General features: G+C 36.4%; 21 protein-coding genes and 1 tRNA gene. 16 read left to right on the forward strand and 6 right to left on the reverse strand.

Annotation, left to right across the window (positions count from 1 at the left end; translation table 11 throughout):
• Nucleotides 1-170 precede the first annotated feature (170 nt).
• From GTH24_RS01680 to pepA, 3 genes are all read right to left on the reverse strand, one after another.
• Nucleotides 171-3,059 (reverse strand): valine--tRNA ligase, encoded by a 2,889-nt coding sequence (locus GTH24_RS01680; RefSeq protein ID WP_072069542.1) that lies wholly within the window; start codon nt 3,057-3,059, stop codon nt 171-173.
• A 13-nt stretch (nt 3,060-3,072) separates the two neighbouring features.
• Nucleotides 3,073-3,522, reverse strand: a complete 450-nt coding sequence (locus tag GTH24_RS01685) for a DNA polymerase III subunit chi (RefSeq protein WP_006535638.1) — start codon at nt 3,520-3,522, stop codon at nt 3,073-3,075.
• Between the two features lie 105 nt (nt 3,523-3,627).
• Nucleotides 3,628-5,136: a leucyl aminopeptidase gene (gene pepA / locus GTH24_RS01690; RefSeq protein ID WP_036939243.1), complete on the reverse strand. Its 1,509-nt coding sequence runs from the start codon at nt 5,134-5,136 to the stop codon at nt 3,628-3,630.
• Between the two features lie 286 nt (nt 5,137-5,422).
• On the opposite strand from pepA, the gene lptF reads away from it, so the two are divergent.
• Both lptF and lptG read left to right on the forward strand, forming a co-directional pair.
• Nucleotides 5,423-6,520: an LPS export ABC transporter permease LptF gene (gene lptF / locus GTH24_RS01695; RefSeq protein WP_072069541.1), complete on the forward strand. Its 1,098-nt coding sequence runs from the start codon at nt 5,423-5,425 to the stop codon at nt 6,518-6,520.
• The gene (lptG, locus tag GTH24_RS01700) at nt 6,520-7,599 is read left to right on the forward strand and encodes an LPS export ABC transporter permease LptG (protein WP_164525872.1); all 1,080 of its coding nucleotides are present in this window, start codon (nt 6,520-6,522) and stop codon (nt 7,597-7,599) included. Before lptF ends, lptG begins: the two co-directional genes overlap by 1 nt.
• 71 nt (nt 7,600-7,670) lie before the next feature.
• On the opposite strand, the gene ampH is transcribed toward lptG, so the two are convergent.
• Nucleotides 7,671-8,903, reverse strand: coding sequence for a D-alanyl-D-alanine-carboxypeptidase/endopeptidase AmpH (gene ampH / locus GTH24_RS01705; RefSeq protein WP_072069540.1), 1,233 nt, complete (start codon nt 8,901-8,903; stop codon nt 7,671-7,673).
• A 1,605-nt stretch (nt 8,904-10,508) separates the two neighbouring features.
• Here ampH and GTH24_RS01710 point away from each other — a divergent pair.
• A tRNA-Leu gene (locus tag GTH24_RS01710) sits at nt 10,509-10,593 on the forward strand.
• A 551-nt stretch (nt 10,594-11,144) separates the two neighbouring features.
• Here the strand turns inward: GTH24_RS01710 and GTH24_RS21990 are convergent.
• Nucleotides 11,145-11,585, reverse strand: coding sequence for a hypothetical protein (locus GTH24_RS21990; protein WP_206535553.1), 441 nt, complete (start codon nt 11,583-11,585; stop codon nt 11,145-11,147).
• An 82-nt stretch (nt 11,586-11,667) separates the two neighbouring features.
• Here GTH24_RS21990 and GTH24_RS01720 point away from each other — a divergent pair, with 82 nt between their 5' ends.
• The 13 genes from GTH24_RS01720 (at nt 11,668) to GTH24_RS01780 (ending at nt 23,317) form a co-directional block, all read left to right on the forward strand.
• Nucleotides 11,668-12,108, forward strand: a complete 441-nt coding sequence (locus GTH24_RS01720; protein WP_072069539.1) for a hypothetical protein — start codon at nt 11,668-11,670, stop codon at nt 12,106-12,108.
• A 44-nt stretch (nt 12,109-12,152) separates the two neighbouring features.
• Nucleotides 12,153-12,695 carry a PAAR domain-containing protein gene (locus GTH24_RS01725; protein WP_082151804.1) on the forward strand — a complete coding sequence of 181 codons (543 nt, stop codon included), beginning with the start codon at nt 12,153-12,155 and terminating at the stop codon, nt 12,693-12,695.
• Nucleotides 12,695-13,876 (forward strand): hypothetical protein, encoded by a 1,182-nt coding sequence (locus GTH24_RS01730; protein WP_072069537.1) that lies wholly within the window; start codon nt 12,695-12,697, stop codon nt 13,874-13,876. The genes GTH24_RS01725 and GTH24_RS01730 overlap by 1 nt, the downstream gene beginning before the upstream one ends.
• A gap of 20 nt (nt 13,877-13,896) precedes the next feature.
• A complete protein-coding gene (locus tag GTH24_RS01735) occupies nt 13,897-14,256 on the forward strand; it encodes a hypothetical protein (RefSeq protein WP_241254007.1) in 360 nt (119 codons plus the stop codon).
• A gap of 159 nt (nt 14,257-14,415) precedes the next feature.
• Nucleotides 14,416-14,592: a hypothetical protein gene (locus tag GTH24_RS01740; protein ID WP_164525873.1), complete on the forward strand. Its 177-nt coding sequence runs from the start codon at nt 14,416-14,418 to the stop codon at nt 14,590-14,592.
• A gap of 1,567 nt (nt 14,593-16,159) precedes the next feature.
• Complete coding sequence (locus tag GTH24_RS01745; protein ID WP_072069535.1) at nt 16,160-16,714, forward strand: fimbrial protein; 555 nt, start codon at nt 16,160-16,162, stop codon at nt 16,712-16,714.
• A gap of 58 nt (nt 16,715-16,772) precedes the next feature.
• Nucleotides 16,773-17,360 (forward strand): fimbrial protein, encoded by a 588-nt coding sequence (locus GTH24_RS01750; RefSeq protein WP_072069534.1) that lies wholly within the window; start codon nt 16,773-16,775, stop codon nt 17,358-17,360.
• A 38-nt stretch (nt 17,361-17,398) separates the two neighbouring features.
• On the forward strand, nt 17,399-19,903 hold the full coding sequence (locus tag GTH24_RS01755) for a fimbria/pilus outer membrane usher protein (protein ID WP_072069533.1): 2,505 nt from the start codon (nt 17,399-17,401) through the stop codon (nt 19,901-19,903).
• A 21-nt stretch (nt 19,904-19,924) separates the two neighbouring features.
• On the forward strand, nt 19,925-20,659 hold the full coding sequence (locus tag GTH24_RS01760) for a fimbria/pilus periplasmic chaperone (protein WP_164525874.1): 735 nt from the start codon (nt 19,925-19,927) through the stop codon (nt 20,657-20,659).
• A 15-nt stretch (nt 20,660-20,674) separates the two neighbouring features.
• Complete coding sequence (locus tag GTH24_RS01765; RefSeq protein WP_072069531.1) at nt 20,675-21,163, forward strand: hypothetical protein; 489 nt, start codon at nt 20,675-20,677, stop codon at nt 21,161-21,163.
• Nucleotides 21,156-21,683 carry a fimbrial protein gene (locus GTH24_RS01770; protein ID WP_072069530.1) on the forward strand — a complete coding sequence of 176 codons (528 nt, stop codon included), beginning with the start codon at nt 21,156-21,158 and terminating at the stop codon, nt 21,681-21,683. Before GTH24_RS01765 ends, GTH24_RS01770 begins: the two co-directional genes overlap by 8 nt.
• Nucleotides 21,684-21,692: 9 nt before the next feature.
• Nucleotides 21,693-22,208, forward strand: a complete 516-nt coding sequence (locus tag GTH24_RS01775; protein WP_072069529.1) for a fimbrial protein — start codon at nt 21,693-21,695, stop codon at nt 22,206-22,208.
• Nucleotides 22,209-22,216: 8 nt separating this feature from the next.
• Nucleotides 22,217-23,317, forward strand: coding sequence for a hypothetical protein (locus tag GTH24_RS01780; protein WP_164525875.1), 1,101 nt, complete (start codon nt 22,217-22,219; stop codon nt 23,315-23,317).
• An 86-nt stretch (nt 23,318-23,403) separates the two neighbouring features.
• Here the strand turns inward: GTH24_RS01780 and GTH24_RS01785 are convergent, their stop codons facing one another.
• Nucleotides 23,404-24,465, reverse strand: coding sequence for a fimbrial protein (locus tag GTH24_RS01785; RefSeq protein WP_072069527.1), 1,062 nt, complete (start codon nt 24,463-24,465; stop codon nt 23,404-23,406).
• Between the last annotated feature and the right edge of the window lies 1 nt (nt 24,466).

A 24,466-nucleotide genomic window follows, 5' to 3' on the forward strand; every position in this document is an offset into this window, starting at 1 on the left:
AAATTTAAGCGAAAATAAGGGATGGAAAGGTATATTAACGAGCATAGAACCGAGAATAGTAAAAAATAAAGTGAAAAATAGTTTTATTTTTTACTGAAAAAAACTAAGCAAAAACCCGCGATAAACGCGGGTTTTTATTAACAATCTCTGTGCCTTTAAAGCGATAGTGCTTATAAAGAGGCGATAGAGACTTTCTGTGCGATTAGCTTTTCTTTTGCGCTTAAGCATGTTGCTAAGCGTTCACGCTCTTTAGCAACAACCGCTTCTGGCGCACGGCTAACAAAGCCATCGTTAGATAATTTGCTGTCTAAAGTTGTGATATCTTTCTCTACTTTTTCAAGCTCTTTATCTAAACGTGCAAGCTCTGCATCTTTATCAATAAAGCCAGCCATTGGGATAAGCAATTCGGCACCGCTTACCAATTTAGTCACTGATAATGGTGCTTCTTCACCCTCTGCTAATGGACGAATATCAGCTAAACGACCCATCGCTTTTAAGAAACCAATATTGTCACTGACACGGCGCTTAGCATTATCATCCGCACCACGTAAAATAACATCAAGTGGTTTGCCCGGAGCAATATTCATTTCAGCACGGATATTACGAACTGCAACAATCACTTCTTTGATCCACTCAAGATCGCTAAGTGCGTGTTCATCCACTAATGAAGCATCGAACTCAGGGAAAGCTTGTAGCATGATGGTTTCACCTTCAATGCCTTTAACTTCCTTCACTCGTTGCCAGATTGTCTCAGTGATAAATGGAATAATAGGGTGAGCAAGACGCAGTAAGCCTTCTAACACCTCAATCAGTGTATGACGTGCTGCACGTTTTTGCGCATCATTACCTTTGTGTACCGCAGGTTTTGATAGCTCAAGATACCAGTCACAGAATTGGTTCCAAGTGAACTCATATAAAATACCCGCAGCGATATCGAAACGATAGTTGTCTAACGCTTCACGATAGGCTTTAACGGTATTGTTAAATTCAGCTAAGATCCAACGGTCAGCCAGTGAGAATGTCATCTCGCCACCTTGGTAGCCACAATCTTGATCTTCAGTATTCATCAGAACAAAGCGGCTTGCGTTCCACAGCTTGTTACAGAAGTTACGGTAACCAGATAGGCGTTTCATATCCCAGTTAATATCGCGACCTGTTGAAGCTAATGCCGCTAAGGTAAAGCGCAGGGCATCTGTACCGTGTGCTTCAATACCTTCAGGGAACTCTTTGCTAGTACGTTTAGCAATTTTTTCAGCCATTTGTGGCTGCATCATATTACCAGTACGTTTTTCTAACAGGTTTTCTAATGAAATACCGTCGATCATATCCAGAGGATCAAGTACGTTACCTTTGGATTTTGACATCTTCTGGCCTTCTTCATCACGGATAAGACCCGTCATATAAACCGTATTAAATGGAACTTGCGGTTTACCGTCTTCGTCTTTGATGAAGTGCATGGTCATCATGATCATGCGAGCAATCCAGAAGAAAATGATATCAAAGCCACTGACTAATACATTCGTTGGATGGAATGTTTTCAGTGCTTCAGTATTTTCAGGCCAGCCTAATGTTGAGAATGTCCACAATGCAGATGAGAACCACGTATCGAGTACGTCTTCATCTTGGCGTAATGCCACATCAGCGGCGATATTGTTTTCACGACGTACTTCTTCTTCGTCACGACCAACATAAACATTACCTTCATTGTCGTACCAAGCCGGAATACGGTGACCCCACCACAGTTGACGAGAAATACACCAATCTTGGATATCATTCATCCAAGAGAAGTACATGTTTTCGTACTGTTTTGGTACAAATTGGATATCGCCATTTTTAACCGCTTCAACCGCAGGTTTCGCTAAAGGTGCCGCGCGAACATACCATTGGTCTGTTAGTAAAGGTTCGATAACAACGCCACCACGGTCGCCGTAAGGTACAGTTAAATCGTGAGGTTTGATCTCTTCTAATAAACCTAGACGTTCAAATTCAGCGACCATTGCTTTACGTGCCGCAAAGCGTTCCATACCTTGGTAGGCTTCTGGAATTTCAGTACTGTAAATATCTGACTCAACACCATTGGTGTCTAAGACTTCTGCGCTAACACGGATATTGCCATCAAAGTCCATGATATTAATCATGGGTAATTGATGACGGCGTCCAACTTCATAGTCATTAAAGTCGTGGGCAGGAGTGATTTTTACGCAACCTGTACCTTTTTCCATATCAGCGTGTTCGTCCGCTAAAATAGGGATACGACGGTTAACGATTGGTAGAATAATTTCTTTACCAATTAAATCTTTATAGCGAGGATCTTCTGGGTTAACAGCAACACCAGTATCACCTAACATGGTTTCTGGGCGAGTTGTTGCAACAATGAGGTAATCTTTACCTTCTGCTGTTTTTGCCCCATCCGCTAAAGGATAACGCAGGTGCCACATTGAACCTTTAACTTCGCGGTTCTCAACTTCTAGATCAGAAATTGCAGTATGTAATTTAGGGTCCCAGTTAACAAGGCGTTTACCACGGTAGATAAGATCTTCTTTATGTAAACGCACAAAGGCTTCTTTAACCGCTTTAGATAAACCTTCGTCCATGGTGAAACGTTCACGTTCCCAATCAACAGAGTTACCTAAACGACGCATTTGGTTAGAAATGTTGCCACCTGATTCAGCTTTCCATTCCCAAATTTTGTCGATAAACGCATCACGACCATAATCATGACGATTTTTACCTTCTTCAGCAGCAATTTTACGCTCAACGACCATTTGAGTCGCGATACCCGCATGGTCAGTCCCTGACTGCCACAAGGTGTTTTTACCTTGCATACGCTGATAACGGATCATGGTATCCATAATGGTCTGCTGGAAAGCATGGCCCATATGTAGGCTACCAGTGACGTTTGGCGGTGGGATCACGATACAGAAGCTTTCTTTTGTTGTATCGCCATTGGCTTTAAAGTAGCCGTTTTTTTCCCAATGCTGATACAGAGGTTGTTCAATCTCTGCTGGATTATAAGTTGTGTCGAGCGATGGCTCTTTCGGTGCGGATTTATTTTCCATATTTTTTACGTATTCAATAGGTTGGCGGCGTAGCCATTGTCAAAGTAAAGCCGACGCTACGATAAATTTTATATCGTTCACGCGCCAACTGTTTCAATTGTTCATCAATAGGTACAAAGTCTATCACTTCATGGAAAGCTGTGGCAAAGTCTACGAATTGCGATTGCAAATTAATCAAGAGATCACGAGGTGCGTTACCACGTTTTCCAGGCCAACATAATTCAACAGGAGCGCCATAACGAGGGCCTTCACCTGCAAGATTATGAGGAACAAACTGATGAGGTTCTCTGGCCCATAATGCCTCATCAAGCAATTCAGCTTGAGCCTGAGACTCACAAACCAATAAAATACGTTTGCCTAATCGCCAATGTTCAGCGGTAAGTTGACAGGCAAGCCACTCATGAGCCTGTAAATCATCGTGTATTGATGGGTGTTCCATTAAATAAAACGTGGCGTTTTTCATGATATCCCGATAACAGAAGGGTATTGCGTTGCAATACCCTTCTTGGAGTCTGCGCTATTTACCATAATAATAGGGTAATACCTTAACCCTGATAATTATGCGGTATTACTCGTCGCTATTCAAACCCGCGCGATTAAGTAAGAACTGAGACAGTAAAGAAACAGGACGACCTGTTGCGCCTTTGGCTTTACCAGAACGCCATGCTGTACCCGCAATATCTAAGTGAGCCCAGTTATATTTCGTCGCAAAACGCGCTAAGAAACAACCCGCAGTAATTGCACCACCTAAGCGACCACCTGTATTGGCTAAATCAGCAAAATTAGATTCGATTTGTTCATAGAACTCATCACCTAATGGTAAGCGCCAAGCGCGGTCACCGGCTTGTTCTGATGCATTCATTAACTCATGTGCTAATGGATTATGGTTAGACATTAATCCACTGTAGTGATGACCTAAAGCCACCATACAAGCTCCTGTTAATGTTGCGATATCGACAACTAACTCAGGCTCGAAACGTTCAACATAAGTTAACGTATCACATAGCACTAAGCGACCTTCAGCATCAGTGTTTAATACTTCAACGGTTTGGCCGGACATGGTTGTTAAAATGTCACCAGGACGATAGGCTTTTCCACCTGGCATATTTTCACAACCCGCTAGTACACCAATGACGTTAATCGGTAATTGCAGTTCTGCAACTACACGCATCACACCATAGACTGTTGCAGCACCACACATGTCATATTTCATCTCATCCATGCCGTCAGCAGGTTTGATAGAAATACCACCAGAGTCAAATGTTAGCCCTTTACCCACCAATACAATAGGGCGAGCTTCAGGATCTTTACTGCCTTTGTACTCAATGATAGACATTAAAGATTCATTTTGAGAGCCCTGACCTACCGCAAGGTAAGCATTCATGTTGAGCTCTTTCATTTGCTCTTCGCCAATAACACGCGTAGAAACATTTGAAGAAGAGTCTGCTAATTGACGTGCTTGAGAAGCTAAATAAGCTGCATTACAGATATTGGGTGGCATGTTTGCTAAATCTTTACATGCTTTAATGCCTGATGCGATAGCTAAACCATGAGCAATGGCACGTTCGCCACTAGGTAGTTCACGGCGAGTAGGAACATTAAAGACCATCTTACGCAATGGACGACGTAATTCTGTCTTATTGCTTTTTAGTTGATCAAAAGTATAGAGGCAGTCTTTTGCAGTCTCAACCGCTTGACGTACTTTCCAGTAGTTATTACGACCTTTAACATGCAACTCAGTGAGAAAGCAGACCGCTTCCATTGAGCCAGTTTCATTGAGCGTATTAATGGTTTTTTGAATGATTTGTTTATATTGACGTTCATCCAACTCACGCTCTTTACCGCAACCGATCAGTAAAACGCGCTCAGAGAGAACATTAGGTACATGATGTAACAGCAATGATTGTCCAACTTTGCCTTCCAGCTCACCTCGGCGTAATAAGGCGCTGATATAGCCATCACTGATTTTATCAAGTTGCTCCGCGATCGGAGATAAACGACGAGGCTCAAACACCCCCACGATAATACAAGCGCTGCGTTGTTTCTCTGGGCTGCCGCTTTTTACATTAAACTCCATGCGTTCTCCTGAATATTAAAGACAAAAACGGAAAGTATCGTTTAGAATAGTGATCCGCATTAATCTACCCCATAGAAAGTTTACTTTTTATGTTAAGCTAAATGCATTAATTGAACACAACTAATTTAGCTAACTTATAAGCTTGTTCTTATTGGGAACCTGTTTATAGCATGTTTTGATATCATTTGGGCTGCAAGAATGTCTAACTGAGATGCACAAATGATAGATATACAACGAAGTTAGCGATTTTCCTGCAAAAAGACAAGTTTTCACAGGCATAACTAGCGTGATTATAATTCGATATTTAGCTCGGGAAACCCTTAAAAGTCAGATAGCCATCTTATTTATTCTGATGCTTATCTTCTTTAGCCAGAAATTGGTTGAAATTTTAGGGGCTGCTGTTGAAGGTAACATTCCTACAAACCTCGTGGTTTCTCTGCTGTGGCTGGGAATTCCAGAGATGGCACAGCTTATTCTTCCATTAAGCCTCTTTCTTGGGCTTCTGATGACTTACAGCAAACTTTATGTTGAAAGTGAGATAACCGTCATGAATGCGTGTGGGATAGGTAAAAAAGCATTAGTGCAAGCAGCATTATTGCTTTCATTACTGACCAGCGCATTAGCCGCAGGGAATGTTATTTGGCTTATTCCATGGTCATCAGCACATCAAGAGCAAGTGCTTGAGGATGCCAAGGCAAATCCAAGTTTGGCGGCCTTGATGGAAGGGCAATTTAAAATGTCCAGTGACCGTAATATGGTGCTTTATCTTGGTAGCGTGAAAGGTAACCAATTCCAAGATGTGTTCCTCGCACAGTTACGCCCAACGCAAGATCAGCGTCCATCGGTTGTGGTGGCAGATAAAGGCTATACCAAGGAATTGCCTAACGGAAATCAGATTGTTGTGCTCAGTGAGGGAACTCGCTATGAAGGTACGGCTGTATTACGTGATTTTCGTATCACCGATTTTAATGACTACCAAGCTGTTATCGGGCATCGTGAATCTACTATTAGCAGTAATCGTGTAGAACAAAAAACGATGACGGAACTTTGGCATTCTAATGAAACAGAATCTATCGCTGAATTCCATTGGCGATTAACCTTGATTTTCTCTGTTGTCATTATGGCTGTGATGGTAGTGCCTTTAAGTGAGGTTAATCCACGCCAAGGCCGAGTATTAAGTATGTTACCTGCAATGTTGCTTTATCTGGTCTTTTTCTTATTACAAAGTTCGCTACATTCTAATGGGGAAAAAGGAAAAGTTGATCCTCTCATTGCGATGTGGAGTGTTAATGGTGTTTATCTTGGCTTAGCTATCTTATTGAATATTTGGGATACCTTGCCTATGCGTAAATTCCGAGCTCGCTTTAAGAAAGGAGTTGCCTGATGTTTGGTGTATTAGATAGATATATCGGGCGTACTATTTTACAGTCGATTTTGATGACACTATTTTTGCTGGTTTCTTTATCTGGCATTATCAAATTTGTCGATCAACTCCGTAAAGTAGGGCAAGGAGATTTCACCACACTTGATGCGGGTATTTATGCGATCTTAAATATCCTTAAAGATGTGCAGATTTTCTTCCCCATGGCTGCGTTACTTGGTGCATTATTAGGACTAGGCGCATTGGCAACTCGTAGTGAGCTGGTGGTCATGCAGGCATCTGGTTTTACACGTTTGCAAATTGCAGGCTCTGTGATGAAAACCGCTATTCCATTAGTACTGTTGACAGTCCTGATTGGCGAATGGGGGGCACCACAAGGTGAACAATATGCACGTAACTATCGCGCTGAAAAAATCATGGGTAACTCTTTAGTTTCCACTAACCGTGGTATGTGGGCTAAAGATGGCAACCAATTTATTCATATCAACCGAATAAAGAGCCAAAATGAGATGCAAGGCATTACACTCTATGATTTTAATAATGATAGAAAACTAGAAATTGTGCGTTATGCATCAAGTGCAACCTATGATGTCGATAAAAAAACGTGGATGTTAAAACAAGTCGAACAGTCAGACTTAACAGATCCACAAAAAATCACAGGCAAAAAACAAGTATCACTTGAATGGCCAACACGATTAACGCCAGAAAAATTGAGCGTTGTGGCCTTAGATCCTGATGCATTATCGATTAGTGGGCTCTATCAATATGTTAAATATCTCAAACAGAGTGGACAGGAATCAGCAAACTATGAGCTGAATTTCTGGAAAAAAATCTTTGCACCAATCTCTGTTGCAGTAATGATGCTGATGGCATTGTCATTTATCTTTGGCCCATTACGTACGGTGCCAATGGGATTAAGAGTTTTAACAGGTATCTCTTTTGGTTTTCTGTTCTATATTGTCAATGAAGTTTCAGGACGATTAAGTCTGGTTTATGGCATACCTGCTGTGATTGCAGCATTAGTACCAGGAATATTATTCCTAACATTAAGTTTATGGCTATTGATGAGGCGTAATCGTTAGATAGCAGCAGACTAAAAAGCAAAAAGCGCCTTTAAGGCGCTTTTTTTAGCACTATTGTGAGAGACTGAACACTACTGATAAAAGTCTTTGGCAAGTGCGCGAACAAGAGCATTAGTACCTTGAGTCACTTCACTAAATTTAGTGCCATTTGGTTTACGCGTGATCACAACAAATACACCAATATTTAATTCAGGTATTGTTGCCATATAGGTATTAAATCCACCACCACCGCCAGTTTTTTGGTAGATAGCTGGAACTCCATTAGCTGGAGCCATATAAACCCAGCCTAAACCTACACCATCGGCACGACCCGCAACATCCATTCCTTCTATTGAAGAGAGCCGATTACGAGGAAAATAGACAGACTGCTCTTTACTTGCTGTTGCTTTTCGCATGGCATTATGAGAGGTCAAAAAGCCTTGCATCCAACGTTGCATATCTGCTGGCGTTGAATACACACCACCACTTCCTGCTGCTGCTATCGTGTCAGAACATGGGCTTGGTTTATACCCGACTAATAATCGTTGGCATTGTGCGGGGGTTGGCGTCAATGTGGTATTGGTCATTCCTGCCGGTTGAGTAACATATTGTTTTAAGAGTTGCGGATAACTTTTACCGGATGCTTTCACTAAAGCATCTGCTAATAAGTCATACGCTAAATTTGAATACGCGGCTTGATTTCCAGCAGGCGATGTTAATGTTGCTTTTTTTAACCAGTTCCAACGATCGCCATGAGTTGGCCAAATAAAAACGGGTCTTCCCCATTTTCCACCTGGTTGTTCTCGAGGAAAACCACTGGTATGACTGGCTAAATGATAAAGACGGATAGGTGATTGAGTTCTCACTAATGGGATATCAACACCATAGTAATTGTATTTCTGTAATGGATCAGTAACTAATAATTTCCCATCATCTTGTAGTTTTAACATGACTTCACTGGTCATTAACTTTGTAATTGAAGCAATACGAATAAGCGAATTCATGGATGGTGTATTGCGGCTTTCTGGTGTTGTGGTTCCAAAAGCACGATTTAAGGTTTGTGAGTTATTGATCATGACAATAACCATGCCTTGAGGATTACTTTTTTGATAGATTTGAGACGAGTATTTATCAAACAACACTCGCGCATTACTTACATTAGGGCTTAATGCTGTAGGCCATTGTGTAAGTTCAGGTACATTATTATTCTGCTGATTTAACATAGAAGGTTGCGTTGCTGGTGGCAGTGATGAATGCTGGCTACAGGCATTCAATGTCAGCAAAGCGACTGGGATCATAAGATATTTTAGAAAATGTTTTTTCATTTTTACTTTCAACAGAAGTCAGTGAGGTGAAAGGAGTGCGATCAACATAAGTGGTTTATGTTTTAATTTGGTGCCTTTCTTATCGTATCGCGCTATTTTTTCTTTATCATTTTTAATACGGCACCTAAGATAATACCAACAAATATACCCGTTATAATCCAGCCAACAATGCCCATAACACCGCCTTCTAATCCGATTTAAACCAAATTTTGATTATATTATCAGAAATAAGAATGTCTATCAGTGCAAGTGCCAGTTATCAGAAAGTTGACATTAAATGTGTCAAATTGTCTCTGATATAAAGATAGTGAAGAAAAACTGCATCATAAAAAGATAATTCTCTCCTATTTCTCATCTAAAAATGAGATAAGTATTACCGTTAAGTTACAATCTCCCTCGTTTATCGTACATTTTAACTCTATTATCAGTTTTTCTTTATTATTAAGTTAAAATGTGTATATCAAGCAAATGTTAATGGATGGTGTTTAATTTCTATAAATTTTGACTTTTTAAGATTTTAATCCAAATAAATTCATATTTAGAGTTATTTACAATATTTAATAAATGTAATATAAGACTGTGTCATATTTTGTAATAATTTAGTGATTGTGGGAACGTGAAATTAAACTTATTATAGTTTCATCAAGTCGAGAGACTGAGAATATAAGCGTTACAGAGCAAAGATAACACAGCAATAATAGAGTGAAGCAATAAGAAGGCATATTATAAAATAGCCTCTTAAATAATAAAATAAGTTATATATTAGTAGTAGTATTTCAACACCATTATATTAAATAGTAGTTCCTTTGTTTTAAAAGTAAGTTTATTAATTTAGTTATAAATACCTTTATATTAGATAGCAGTACCTTCGTTATAGCAGTAAAAAAGTACCTTTATATTAGATAGTAGAATTTTCGTTATAGTAGTAATGTATACCGTTGTTTTAAAAGTAAGTTTGTTAGTTTAGTAATGTATGCCTTTGTTTTACAAGTAAGTTTGTTAGTTTAGTAATAAGTGCCTTTATATCAATAAAATGCAGTGCCGATAAAGAAGTTTATTTATCATATATAAAATATAACTACCTTCTTCCTCACACCAGGGAAGAAAAGGGCAGTGACACTATAAAAATAACTTATAGTCATTAAAATAAAATTAAGCCCTCTATTAGCAGTACTGTTGGATCAAAACACTAACCCAAGTTTTGATCCTTTTTTTATTTATCGATATATAGAAAATAATATTTCGATCTTGTCGGATAATAATAATTAAAAAATTACTTTAATGAAAACAGATATTACTCTAGGAGAGTAAATATAATTACTATTAATTTTTTATTAAATAAATTAGAGTGAAATAAAAAATAAATAAAAAGAATAAAAAATAAATAAAAAACAGGTCAAATTGTCTCAAAGAATTTTGATGATTGATACAATGCGACTTAAACCTACACAGCAGTCGCTTTTGCGTAACACACAATTGTACTTTTATGGTAACTCTACAACACAAGTGCACTTTTTTTCGCCAATCAAACTGAAAACTAACAATAATTGTTGCGAGGCTTCTTCACGCAAGTATAATGGGCAGGTTTTCCAAATACACTTCAGTGCCGGAGTGGCGAAATTGGTAGACGCAGTTGATTCAAAATCAACCGCCTTCGGGTGTGCCGGTTCGAGTCCGGCCTTCGGCACCAAAAATCAGACGCTAAAAGCGTCTTTTTTTATGTCTGAAATCCCCGAAATACAAGGTTTTCCTCGCTTTTTCACTCAACCTAAGTCAATCTACATCAACTTGCTGATGTGGGTACCAATGTGGGCATATCCCGGTTCGATAATGTTTATACCCACACAGAACGCTAAAAAGGATGGTTATTATGGCCTTGAGTGATGTAAAAGTACGTATATGCAAATGGCATACTCGCTACACAGAGTAGTTTGTAACATAGCGGGAATTAGTTCCAAGTGATTGCACTTGTTATACTGGGCTTCTAACTATTCTTACACAGGGAAAATTGTCGATATCGGACAATTTAAAAAACTATTTTTCGGAGAGCTCATTCTTGAGCATATTTAACTTCTCGCATAAATCATCAATATGATCATTAAGAAATTTTGACACATGTTGAACTTCACTTTTCTCGGTAGGTAATTCGTTAGCTGAGCGAAAGCTCATTTTCGCTTCAGCCCATGAGATTAAAAAGTCATATACTTCTTGCTCTTCATAAGTTAGTACGGAAGGGGGGACTTAGTTACTTCTATGTATCTTCAATGAAGTAAACTCAACAAAATGTAGCGCTCTATACAAGTCAACTATCATCGAAAATGCATCCGCAGCTAAGGATCCATACTTCCCTAACTTGTTCCTTTCCCATGCTCCAGCCTCTGGAGATAATATACTCAGTGATTCAATAATTTTCTTGAAGCGAGCTAATGGATAAGCATTGCTACTCATATTACGCCTATGCCCCCATAGCTTTAATATTAACTCAACAGCTTGTTGTTGGTATTTTTCTTTTTTCTCTGGGCTCTCTTCATGCTCAGCCCTTTGCATCAACTCAGCTAAGCGAGCACGCACTCGTTCAGTGAATATAGTATTGATGGGGATATTAAATTGAATAAGGCACTGTGGGTGATGACAGAGAAAATGTATGAGCATTTTTCTGGGAGAGAATATATTTAGTGGCATAGTAGGCAAAATTTCATTTAAGTATTGTAAGTTTTATTTATGTATAAAATAATCTATCCTCAGTTATGGATGAGGATGGATTATGGCAATAGGATATTTTTTGCGAGTTGGTGATAGAGCCACTTGTGGTAAACATTTAGGTACATACAATATTATTGGTGGTGTAGACAGTGTATGGAATAATGGTCGAAAAGTCGCTGGAACATTAGAGAGTATTAGCTCTTGTCCATGTCATGCACGTTTCATTAGCTCTATTAACGATTGTTATATCGTAGAATCAAATAAAGCTCAATCTCCTACTTTACCTAAGATTTCTCATCAAAAACGACATGAATCGTCTGGTGCAATGCATTCTATTCATTATCTATGCAAAGATGATAGTGGCAGAGCCATTACTCATTGTAAATATTATTTTTATTTAAGTGATGGTGAATACGTATATGGCGAAACAGATAATGACGGGTATACCTTACCATATGAATCAAGTCGTTTGGTTAATGCTGTAATTCATATCATTAAATAGTCACTATGCGAATAAAATAATAATTTATATAAGAGGTGGTTTCCGTGCTAAGACCCAATATATTCGGTAAATCAATGGCTTTAAATGGAGATAAAACGAGTACAGGAGCAACTTGTATCGCAACATTAAACACCGCCATAGCAGATGGGAAAGCGATGCTTAGAGTTGGAGATCCAACGACTCAATGCCCTAAATGCAAACAAGCTGGTCAAGTCATCACTGGCGAAAATCGTGTAATGAATCACGGTAAAGCACAAGCTGTCCACGGCTCAATAGTCCGATGTGGCTGTCCTCATGGTACTCATTTTGTCATTGCTGATGACCCTGTAAATACAGGAAGTGATGCTATATCTTCTAATTCTTCATCAGCGTTAAATAAGAATTCTTCTTTTTCTACTAGAAAATCCTATCATATTAGATATTTATGTAAAAATGATAATAATGAAGCATTGTGCCATTCTTCTTATTATTTTTATTTAAATAATGGTGAGCGAATTGTTGGAAAAACAAATGGTGATGGCTATACCGACTGGCATGAATTTAGCGAACAAGAAAAGCCCAACTTTCATATAATAAAGGATTACTGATGCCAATTTATAATGCTTCTACAAAAATAAAATCTAATGTTAGTTCAGACTCTTTGCTATATGATTTATCAATTTATAGAGTGAATGGGAAAAAGGAAAAATACTATTTATTACCCCCTGTCACAAAGCAATCATTACAATCAAATTATGAAACCCAATACCATAAAACGGTAAATACAGATGACCCTTTAACAACCATTTATATGGTTGAATTAATGCTTTATAGAAAACATTTTTTAAATACTTATCCAGTATTGGACAAACCATTTATTCGGATGTATACCCTAGAAGAAATTATTTCAGGTAAGGCATGTTCAGAAAATAAAAGAGAAAATGCGTGCTACTTTGAGTCAACAGGAGAGCCCAAACCTATTAATGAAGGTGATAACACCATAACGTTATCTATTACTATTCCTGAACGTCCATTTATTGCTAAAGAATATCCAATAGGTCATCCTAAAGATCCTTTTGAAAAAAAACGAATAGAGAATGAGATAGACGATCGATTTTATTATTTTTCTTACCCTTATCAGGATAGAGCTAGTGTATGTGGTCCTGCTGCATTTTTCTATTGCCTTCAAATGGATCGCCCTGATGTCTATGCACAAGCCGCCAGAGAATTATGGCAATATGGGACAACTACAATAGGTGAACTAACAATCACTCCAAGTGAAAAATGTAAACATCCATCAGGTATTTTTTTTACTAATACAGGAGAGCCTAGGATATTAGGGATTGACTGGATGACTTTGGTTGGGCTTCGAGATTCTGAAAATACTATATTTAGTTTTGATTCACTTGATTCTCCAATGGCGGGTATCACAATGTGGAATACACTAACAGAATGGTTTGAAAAAGCTGGTTATGAATTAGTGTTTAAAAACGCAGGAATAACTCAGGCTGGTATTGAGGGGATTCGAGAATTAAATAAATATATAAAAAAAGGTTATAAAGTTGTAACTTTGATAAATGATGGACTTCTTGAAGGGAGTACAACTATTACAACAATACCTACACACTGGATCGTTTGGAATAGTGCTGTAACGCAAGATGATAATGGTTATGTTAAGTTAGAGCTCTTTTCTTGGGGACAATCAGCTAATTGGTTAAAGAAGGAAAAGGATATACAGTTTTTTATTAATAGATTTTTTGGAGGAATGGTTTTTAATCCATTAAAATAGATATGAAAAGGATCTTTATTGTGTGTATTTCATCGTTATTTTCAGCGTGTACTTTGAATGCTGATATTACTCCCTATGGTAATTCTCTTCCAGATGCAAGAATTGGAACGTTTTACACCAGTGAAATAAATATAATTGGGGGCGCTGTATCTGCTTTAGACTCGAATGGAAGAGAAAGATTTGTCGGCGAGATAACCCCATCAGATGCAGGATTAAATTTAAGGTATTGCAACGATTCTCCAGCCCATAATTGTATAAAGATTCAAGGTATACCCGTAAAGTCAGGAATAGTTACTGTACGGGTATATGGTGGATTATTTGGCACTAACATAGCTACCGGCGGTGAATTCGACAAAACTTATTCCATTAGGATAAAATAGATTAATGAGTTGCACTGTAGCTTCACTAACATCTACAGATGTTATGTTATAGATTGATATCTTATAAAAAATCATTGGATTGTTTGAACCGTATTCTCACCGATGCAAACAATTTCTTTTCATATCACCCCCAGCAATTCTGAATTATCATGGAGCCCAATGATTGCATACCACTCTCTGGGTAAAGTTCAAAAAGATATTGATTTCCATACAATTACTGTATTAGGGATCCCATTAGAGAGGGGGGTTATCCAAATTAAGATATCTGGCTTTAGCTATGGAACGATGTATCCAGGAAAAGAGTTTAATAAAACCTATGAAATAAAAGTTGATTAACCCCGTTTTCAAACACTAAACCACTGAGTATACATTTAAGCATACAAAAATTTATCTATAAATTTTTAATCAATAAAAACAATGCATTGCCTATTAAAAGCGAGTCCGGCCTTCGCACCAAAAATCAGACGCTAAAAGCGTCTTTTTTTATGTCTGGAATCCCTGACATATTAGTATTTTACCTGCTTTTCAAGCTTCCAATGTATACTCAATTGCATCAAGTTAAAGAAGAACAGAAAAAGAATTTAATACATTCGACAAACTTCTCTGTGGTGATCTCTCGACCAATAAGAAATGGTCAGGCATAGCTGTCGAGTCCATTAAAGGCATGGATACGACAGGGAGTTTTGATATTGCGACACAATTATAACAGTGTGTAATAGCGATTGTGTGCAATGTAACACAGTGAAGCTTAATTGATTAAAACTCTATTTATAATATAACTAGCCAGTTCCTACTACTCAATTAGTGAATAGTGAAAATCCATCAGTGATTATGAAAAGCTTACCAAAGAGAATAAATTCACTTTTCTTTCTATCATTGTTTAATGCATATCGAATTAAGATAATAAATGGTTATGAAGGAAATATAGATATTATTATTTATCCAAAGCATAAAAAATAGTTACATGATTATTCTAATAATAAGTAGTTATCAGATATTATATTTTTAGTATTTACGTGTATAACATTACGATAATTAACTTTATTTAATAACTAATAGGTTAATTTAAGTGAGATTTAATATATTAAGTTGAGTTAAGTATCTCAATGTCGATTGTGAGCAAAATGTTTTTTTTGCTACTTATTTTTAACAAGCAAAAATTTCTTCTCTGAAAGAAGAGATTCAAATAATTAGGTAATAATACTTAATTTATTTGTATGTGAAAATATAACCATACAATTATGTTGGTGTTCTGTTTTAGATGGGTAAATAAGGACTTAATAATAGAATTTATTAGACAATAATTCTATTGTTATTTTTTTGATTTAAAAAGTTATCTGGATTAGTAATATTAAATGTAATTATTGATATATATTCATTCCATATTTTTCTCTGCTTTTGTTTCAAGGTTGTTAATAAAATTAAATATGTGTATTTTTTACGTGTTTTACGTGTAATTTTGATGTTTCTTATTGAATATCAATGACCAAGAATAGTCTTAATTTATAGTAAATAATATTATCTTTAATCACAATACGAGTATCAATAAATTAATTCTCTGCTCATATACAGATTATCCTAATTTGCTTTTTAGTTTATTACACTTGTTATTGATCGTTTTTTGATGTTTTTTTATCTTTTATCCCTATATTTCATTAAAAATAATTACTATTTTTTATTTAACCTTAAGTTTTTTTACAAATTGAAAAGAAATATTTCAAGTTATAGTATGTGCGTAACGAAATTTGATGGAGTAATTAGAAAATATAAATTAATTATTCCATTAATAATATCTAGGTAATTAGATCAAGGTTTTTTAAATATCTTAATCTAATAAAGATAAGCTCTACTATTTTAAAAAATGACGCTAGTCAGATATTAACTTACTTTTGAGGTATACATAATGACATTTAAGAAATTAAGCATCGTTGGCGCTGCAGTTGCATTATCTTTAGCATCTTTCGGTTCTATTGCTGATAATAATGGCGTAGTTAACTTCGTTGGTTCAGTTGTTGATTCTCCATGTAACATCGCTGACGAAAGTTTAAATCAAACAGTTAAATTTGGTGAAATTTCTCGTGTGTTCTTAGAGCAAGGTAATGAAAGAGAAAGAGCATTCACTATTAAATTAGAACAGTGTAACTTCGACAAATTCAAAAAAGATGAAAATGGCGACTGGTTACCTGTTAAAACTATGAAAATCCAATTTGACGGACGTTCATATGCAGATGCAACAAATACACTGTTAGCAACTGACAGAACTAAAGCTAACAACGTTGGTATCGCTATCGATACTTACAAATTTGGTGAAGCTACTGATATCTTAGCTAAAATGCGTAACAAACAAGGTACTAACGTACTTGAGTTCACTGCTTTAGCTAAAGCTGTTGATGCATCTAAAGAAGTTAAAGAAGGCGAATTTTCTGCTATCGCTGACTTCCGTATTTCATACGAATAATGCACCAATATATGTATAGGGGATTTTCCCCTATACATATTTAAATAATGGTAATGAGATGATGAAATTTAATAAAAATAAGTATCTGACTATTTTAAATACGATGGGAGTACTATTTTTTGTATCATCAGTCTCTTTTGCTTTTGATGACGTGGTAAAACCTAAAGTTCTCAAAGGCAATGCATCATTAGTTGGCTCAATTATAGCATCGCCTTGCTCTATTGAAATGGAAGATCGTTATCAATACATCCAATTTGGAGATATATCGTTATCTGCCATTGATAATAAAGTAAAGAGAGAAAATTTAAGAAAGAAATTTTATATAAGATTATCGAGTTGTGTTAGTCAATATAGTGATACAGATAAGAAAGCATTAAATATTCAATTTAATGGGTTAGAAGCTAATAATGATTCTATATTTTCGATGTCTGGAAGCTCTAATGGACTAGGTTTTTATATTTTAGATGAAGATGAGAATATAATTACCCCTAATAAGCCTTATTATATTGATCATCTTATATATCATACTAAAGATGCAAAAAGAGAACCTATATTAAATTATCAAATTGAACTTGCTTTTACTAATCAAATAATAGAAGCAGGAAAGCACTCTGCATTTGTGTATTTTTCAATCGATTATAAATAGATAATAAATTTATTTTTTTGATCACATTATCACGGTGAATGAATATGCTAATTTCAAAAAATATGGCAAAAGTAGTTTTATTACTCACAATGTCACCGTGCTTCTATGCTTATTCTGTCGAATTTAATACAGATATTCTTGATGCTTCCGATGCTGCAAATATTGATATCAGCCAATTTAATAGTGCTGGCTATATTATGCCAGGGGATTACCATCTTACTATTTTTAGTAATGGTGAAAGGATCGGCCCTAGTCAAAAAGTCTCTGTTTATCCAATTGAAAAAACAGCATCTTCAGAAAATATATTTAATACTGTCTGTGTGCCTAGTAATAATCTTGAAAAATTAGGATTAACAGAAGAAGCAGAAAAAAAAGTTCTAACACACCATGATGGTCAATGTTTAGATTTATCCCCATTAACGGGGACAAATTTAACATTTGATTTGCCAGCACTCGCGCTTAAATTAACGGTTCCACAAACGTGGTTACAATATTCAGATCCTTCATGGGTACCTCCTTCGCGTTGGGAAGAAGGTATTGTAGGTGCATTTATTGATTACACGTTATCACTCAGCGGTGCTAAATATAATTCAGGTTCTAAATCTGTTTATGCATCGATGAATGGTACCAGTGGCTTTAATATGGGCGTTTGGCGTTTTCGTAGTGACTATAGTATGAGTTACCAGAAAGAAAACGGCGGAAATAGCAGTGATAAACATGAATCACATAATTTTGATTTCAATCGTTTCTATGCTTATCGTTCTATTAAAGCGTTGGCTGCGACATTAACTGTTGGTGAAAACTATTTTTATTCACAATTATTTGATGCTTGGCAATACACGGGTATCACCTTAGAAAGTGACGATCGTATGTTACCACCTAAGTTGGTGGGCTATGCGCCAGAAATTGTTGGTGTAGCAAAAACGAATGCAACCATTATTGTTAAAAGCCAAGATCGTATTATTTTAGAAACAACGGTTCCACCTGGACCATTTAGAATTCAGACTTTGGATAGCTCTATCCAAGGGCAATTAGATGTCACTATTCGTGAAGATAATGGTGAAGAGCGTAAGTTTACTATTTCTACTGCAACACTGCCTTACTTAACTCGTCCTGGGCAAATCCGCTATAAATTGGTGGGGGGTAAATCACGTTATGAAGATCATAGATTAACGGGTGATACAGCAATTGGTGGTGAAATTTCCTATGGTGTGAGTAATGCATGGAGCTTATATGGTGGTAGCCAATTATCTCAACACTACCAATCTGTTGCCGTTGGTGTTGGGCGTGACCTTTCTATGTTTGGTGCGCTCTCTTTTGATATCAACCAATCATTTGCCAAATTATCAGAGAGTGATAAACAAGGTCGTTCATATCGTGTGAACTACTCGAAATCATTTGATGAAGTAAAAACCAATATTACCTTTGCTGGTTATCGTTTTACGGATGAAGACTATCGTACCTTAAGTCAAGCTATGGAAGAGCGAAGAACTGGGCAGGATGCTTATTCTCCAAAAGAAAGTTACCAAATTTATTTAAATAAATATTTTGATAATTTCTCATTATCACTTAATTATCAACATAATACTTTCTGGAATAGTCGCTCTCAAACGCAATATGGTATTTATGCAAATACGCGATTCTCTTTATCTAAAGTGAAGATCCGCGATATTAACTTAACACTCTCAGCTTTTCGCTCTCAGCGTGAAGGTGTGAATGATGATACGTTAAGTTTGTATGTATCTGTGCCTTTCGATCAAGGTGGCAACCTGACTTTCTCAGAACAATATACAAAAACAGATGGAAAAGGACGTTACAACCATAACGTGGGCTATAGTGGATATGATGAAGGTTTAAGCTACAGTATGAATGCAGGCTTAACACATGGAAAAGAAGTGGATTCAGAATCTTCATTTAGTGGTTATGTCAGTAAAGATATGAGTCTTGCAAACCTTGCAGCAAGTGCAAGTTATGTACCTAGTCAATATAAGAGTTTAAGTGGAACGCTTTCAGGTGGTTTAACAGGAACATCTCATGGCCTTGTGCTTCATCAACCTGCTTACGGGGATACACGCTTACTTATTGAAACTCCGGGAATTGCGGGTGTTCCAATTGAAGGTGAATCAGTAAAAACTAACGCATTTGGATTAGCTGTTATACCAAGTGTTACTAGTTTCCGTAGTTCATCAGCAGCGATTGATGTAAGTGCATTACCGGATAACTATGACGCTATTGATACGATGACAGATGTCACTTTAACAAGAGGTGCAATTGGTTATCGCCAAATGAAAGTAATTAAAGGTTATAAGCTATTTGCCACAGTTAATATGAGTGATGGTAAACACCCACCATTTGGGGCAAGTATTCGTAATAAAGATAATGTGGAATTAGGTATTGTTGGAGACGAAGGTATAGCTTGGGTAGTGGGTGTTGCTGAAAATGAAGAACTGGGCGTCTTCTGGGGAAATGAAAAGCGTTGCACCATTAATTTACCTGAAACCCTTGATCCAAAAACACAGATGCTATTAATGCCATGTAAGTGATACTAATAAGGTTAACCGTAAATGAAAAAAGAATTTAATAAAACTGTCATTTCCACTCTTTTTATCTCATTAATGGGGATCTCTAGTGTTGCTCAAAGTGCAGTAACACTAGATAGAACGAGAGTGATTTTTCCTGGAACTGAAAAATCGATTAACATTACTATTCGTAATGATAATCCAACACTTCCTTATTTAGCACAAACATGGATTGATGATGCTAATGAGAAAAAACTAACCACAGGGCCATTAATTGCGACGCCGCCGATCCAGCGTCTAGATCCTAAATCATCCAGTATTGTACAAATTAGTACGACACCTTCTATCGCATCATTACCAAAAGATAGAGAGACTGTTTTTTACTATAACTTACGTGAAGTTCCGCCTAAATCTGAAGAAGCGAATATTTTACAAATTGCATTACAAAGTAGAGTAAAACTGTTCTATCGCCCTGCAGAGATCCTGTCACAAGCAGACAGCATGTGGTTCCATAATGTGACATTAACACCGTCAGCGAAAGGGTATACCGTGAATAACGTGACACCTTTTTATTTAACTGTGATTGGATTGGCTTCAACACAAAAAGCATCTGAAACAGGCGCCTTTAGTGTTGTGATGATCCCACCTAAATCAGACCATGAATTTGCTGTGCCTAAAACAAATGTTCCCTATATGACCATTATTAATGATTACGGCGGAAAACCGACGCTGCAATTTAAGTGTGATCAAGCTAAATGTACAGTAGCAAAAGAAATGTAACATAAGGAATAGAATATGAATTCCCAGAAATTTCGTTATCTAAAAAATAGCTGTTTATCTATGATAATTTTATTATCTGGGAGTTATGCCTATGCCAAAATAATTACTATTGAAACAAAACCTTTATTAAATTCTACTGAGACGATAGAAAGTGCATATAACAATAAAAGCAGTGGCTATATTTATGTCACTGCAAATCTTGTCAGTTCGCCCTGTGAATTTATTGACTACAAAATAAAAACTTATCGTCCAAAAAATAAATTTCTAAGTTATGACGCTTTTTTAATTACAGCGAATTTATCTGAATGTGGTATGGGTAATTCTTTTGCTCCACAGACTGTTAAAAATATGACGGCACCGACACCGATTAATTTATCTTTTATTGAATATGATCGTGTTTTATCAAAGCATAAATTTTCATTACAAAATGGTAAAAATGCATTGCAATTTGAAGCGCGAGAATTAGGTGCTCATAGCTATCTGATGGAGATATATTATGAATAAGTTGATTTATCTACTATTGCCATTATGTAGCCTTTCTACTTATAGCTATGCGGGTGGTTCATTAGATATTTCTTTTATGGGAAATCTAGTTTCTACAGGGTGTAAACTCCCTGAATCACCTTATAACTTAGAGGTTCAGCTTAATAAAATTAGTAGCAAATATCTTTATGAATATGGCCGTTCTCAACCTGTCGATTTTTCTATACCCATTATTGATTGTTATGTGAGTGATTTAAATAAAACAATTTCAATAAAATTAAATAGTAATACTCTTGTAACAGATAAAGGTATTAGCTATTTAAAAACAGAAGGTGGCTCTAATGTTTTATTAGGCCTACTGGATAATAACGATACAGTCATTAAATTTAATGAAAAAATTGATATGGCTCGTGTTTTGGTGACAGGTCAAAATGAACAAAATTTATTGAATTTTAAGGTTTATGCACGCCCACCTGTCACTGGGGATTTAAAAGAGGGTGCATTTTCATCGACAATTACATTTAATATTGATTATCAATAGGAGGCGATAATGAAAAAAATAATACTAGCGCTAACTATTAGCTTATTATATGTACCTATTTCATCTGCTGAAATTTATATTACAGTTAATGCGACCTTAATTAATCCCGCATGTACAGTGACAGATGCTAAAGGAGCGAAAGAGTTATTTATTGATTTTCAAAATGTAGATGTTAATGCAATAGTAAAAACACCACCTAAAACCTTTGATGTATTAATTAAAGATTGTAACTTAAATAAAATGATGAACTTATATCTTTCTCCTAAAGATAATGGTTATTTTTCTTATAATGGTACTGATGTATTAGCTACAACAACAGCTCAATTAGGAATTGAATTTTCTGATATTACCAGTGGTAAACGTAAAATTAATGTTCAACGTTATGAACGTATTACGCCGATCCTTAGTAGTAGTAATTCAGGAAAAATTTCACTAAGTACTCAGTTGGTATCAAGTCAAGCTGGCTCACAGCTTAAAATGGGACCTTTTACAGCTAATGTCTCGTTATTAGTTGATTATAATTAGAGGTTGATATGAAGAGTTTTTTAATAGTGCTAAATAAAATTTCTTACACTATTTTTGTAACGGGACTATTGTTAACAAACAATGCAGTAGCGGCACCTGCTAAAATATATACGAGCACGGCACAAAGTTCTCAAGATGGATATATTATTGACTTAAGTCGGAATGCGAAAATATCCAATATACCTACTGTTGGTACTGATGGTGTTTATTATTATAAAGTCGGTGATACTTATGTTATCAGTGATAAGGGATTACGCCCATCAGGACGAGTTAATTGTACGGGGGCTTTTTATCAAGAGGATGCTAGTGTAAAACCGGTTAAGAGAGAAGGTTTTCATAGGATTTTTACTTATATTCCTCGTGCACCCGGTGCTGCAACAATTAATGGATTACCTCTCTATCAATTAAGTTTTAATACTTTTGTGACTATTTATTCAAATAAAGGAATGGTGGATAATTGGATAAATTATAAAGCTAGTATATGCCAAACAGGTAGTGGTACTGCTACTATGAAAAGCTTTGTTTATCAATTTCCATTTGAAGTATCTGTTTATGTAAAAAAGAGAAACCTAGATGGGATCACGGTTATTCCTTCTGCTGAATTTGCGGGATATTCTCGTGCATACAGTACATTCCCATTAGCTCAAACGATGGCTAAGTTGCCACAAATGATGCCAGTATCTAGTGTAACGGCACCTATGCGTTTAATTGGTGGTACTATTATTTCCCCAGCAGAATGTCGAACTGATGTAGGTGGAAGTCTAATTATTAATCACGGTGTATTAAATGCTGAAAAGTATGAAAGCCGAGTTGTTAGACCAATTAACTTCTCTTGTGATCACGTTGTTCCAACCCCCGTTGAATTTGAACTGCTTTATACCAAAGATGGTGATCCTCAACAGCGTTTACCTTTAAAAGTCGATGGCACAAATAGTACTATCTATAGCAAAATTGAAATGATTGATGCAGAGACTGGTAATCGAGGACAGAAATTTACTTCTAGAGTGGGGCAATATAAGCAGATCCAAATAGAAAGTATTTTAAAAGGAACAAATGCTAGTGGGGGTAATTATAGTGGTACAGCCGTATTAATAGCCGCTTATCCTTAATTCTTTCTTATTGATTAAAAAACGCTATTAAAATAAATAGCGTTTTTTGTTTAAAGATAGTGGATTATTTAATTATCAAAGGCTTTTTAATTAAACTCCAACACAAAGTTTGCAGAAGCACTAAGCTTGCCGGGTTTTACCTCATCACCATAACGATAATATTCAGTTTTTAATGGAACATTATTGATCCCACTGGTTAAATCAGCCAGTTTCACAAACTGATTATTAATTAATACTGTATCATCATTTAGAGGGGCTGAAACCACAAAGCCTACACCTTTGGCATTATTACCGTCACCTTCATTATCTGGCTTTATAATTGTTTTTTGCCCGTCATAACTTGTCGTATTATGTGCCATCAATTTAATTTTAGCGGAAGCATTACCAGTACAATTTATTCTAAGATTATCTTCAGCATATTGATTATCGCGTGGAAAACCAAGGCTAGAAAATGCAGTAATTGGCATTTTAGGGAGATTCATTTCAAGGTTAGTATTTTCTGCACTGCATGATGTGGGAGCGCTGATAATATTTACCGATAAACGGTAACTAAAGCCAACGGCTGTCGTACCACCACCTGAATTAAACCGATTAATTAATATAGAGCCAATATATTGAGTCGTAAAACGCTGTGATTTAGGGTTATCTTTAGTGGCGTAAACAATTACCGTCGCGTCTCTAGTATTAAGCTTGGGTGCATTAACGGGGACTTCTTGCCCTGGTTGGCTTCTAAATGCAAGACCAGACTGGTTTTCGATTAGAACATAAGCATAATCATCTAAGCCGACTATAGGGGCATTTCGAACAACGTAATAAGCTGGTCTACCATCAATATCCATATAATACGTTGGCATTACACCACTTGCCTCGCTATATGTTGCATAAGCATAAAACTCAGCACCATCAGGACAATCCGCAACAGCAACATCAGAGCCATCACGTTTAAATGTAAAACGGGCTACTTCTTGATTTTTTTTGACCATTCCTTTTAGTTCAATTGTGCCACCTCTCGCATCCATCGTGCCATGTTTAATACCCCCGTTATTAACACAATCTGGTGCCGCATGGCTGTAAAAAGAGAGAGAAGATAAACTAAGGATAAAAATTAGAAATAATAATTTATTCATCTTATTTTTTAAGTTAGTCATT

Origin of the sequence: Proteus vulgaris (assembly GCF_011045815.1) — a bacterium.
GTDB lineage: Bacteria > Pseudomonadota > Gammaproteobacteria > Enterobacterales > Enterobacteriaceae > Proteus > Proteus vulgaris_B.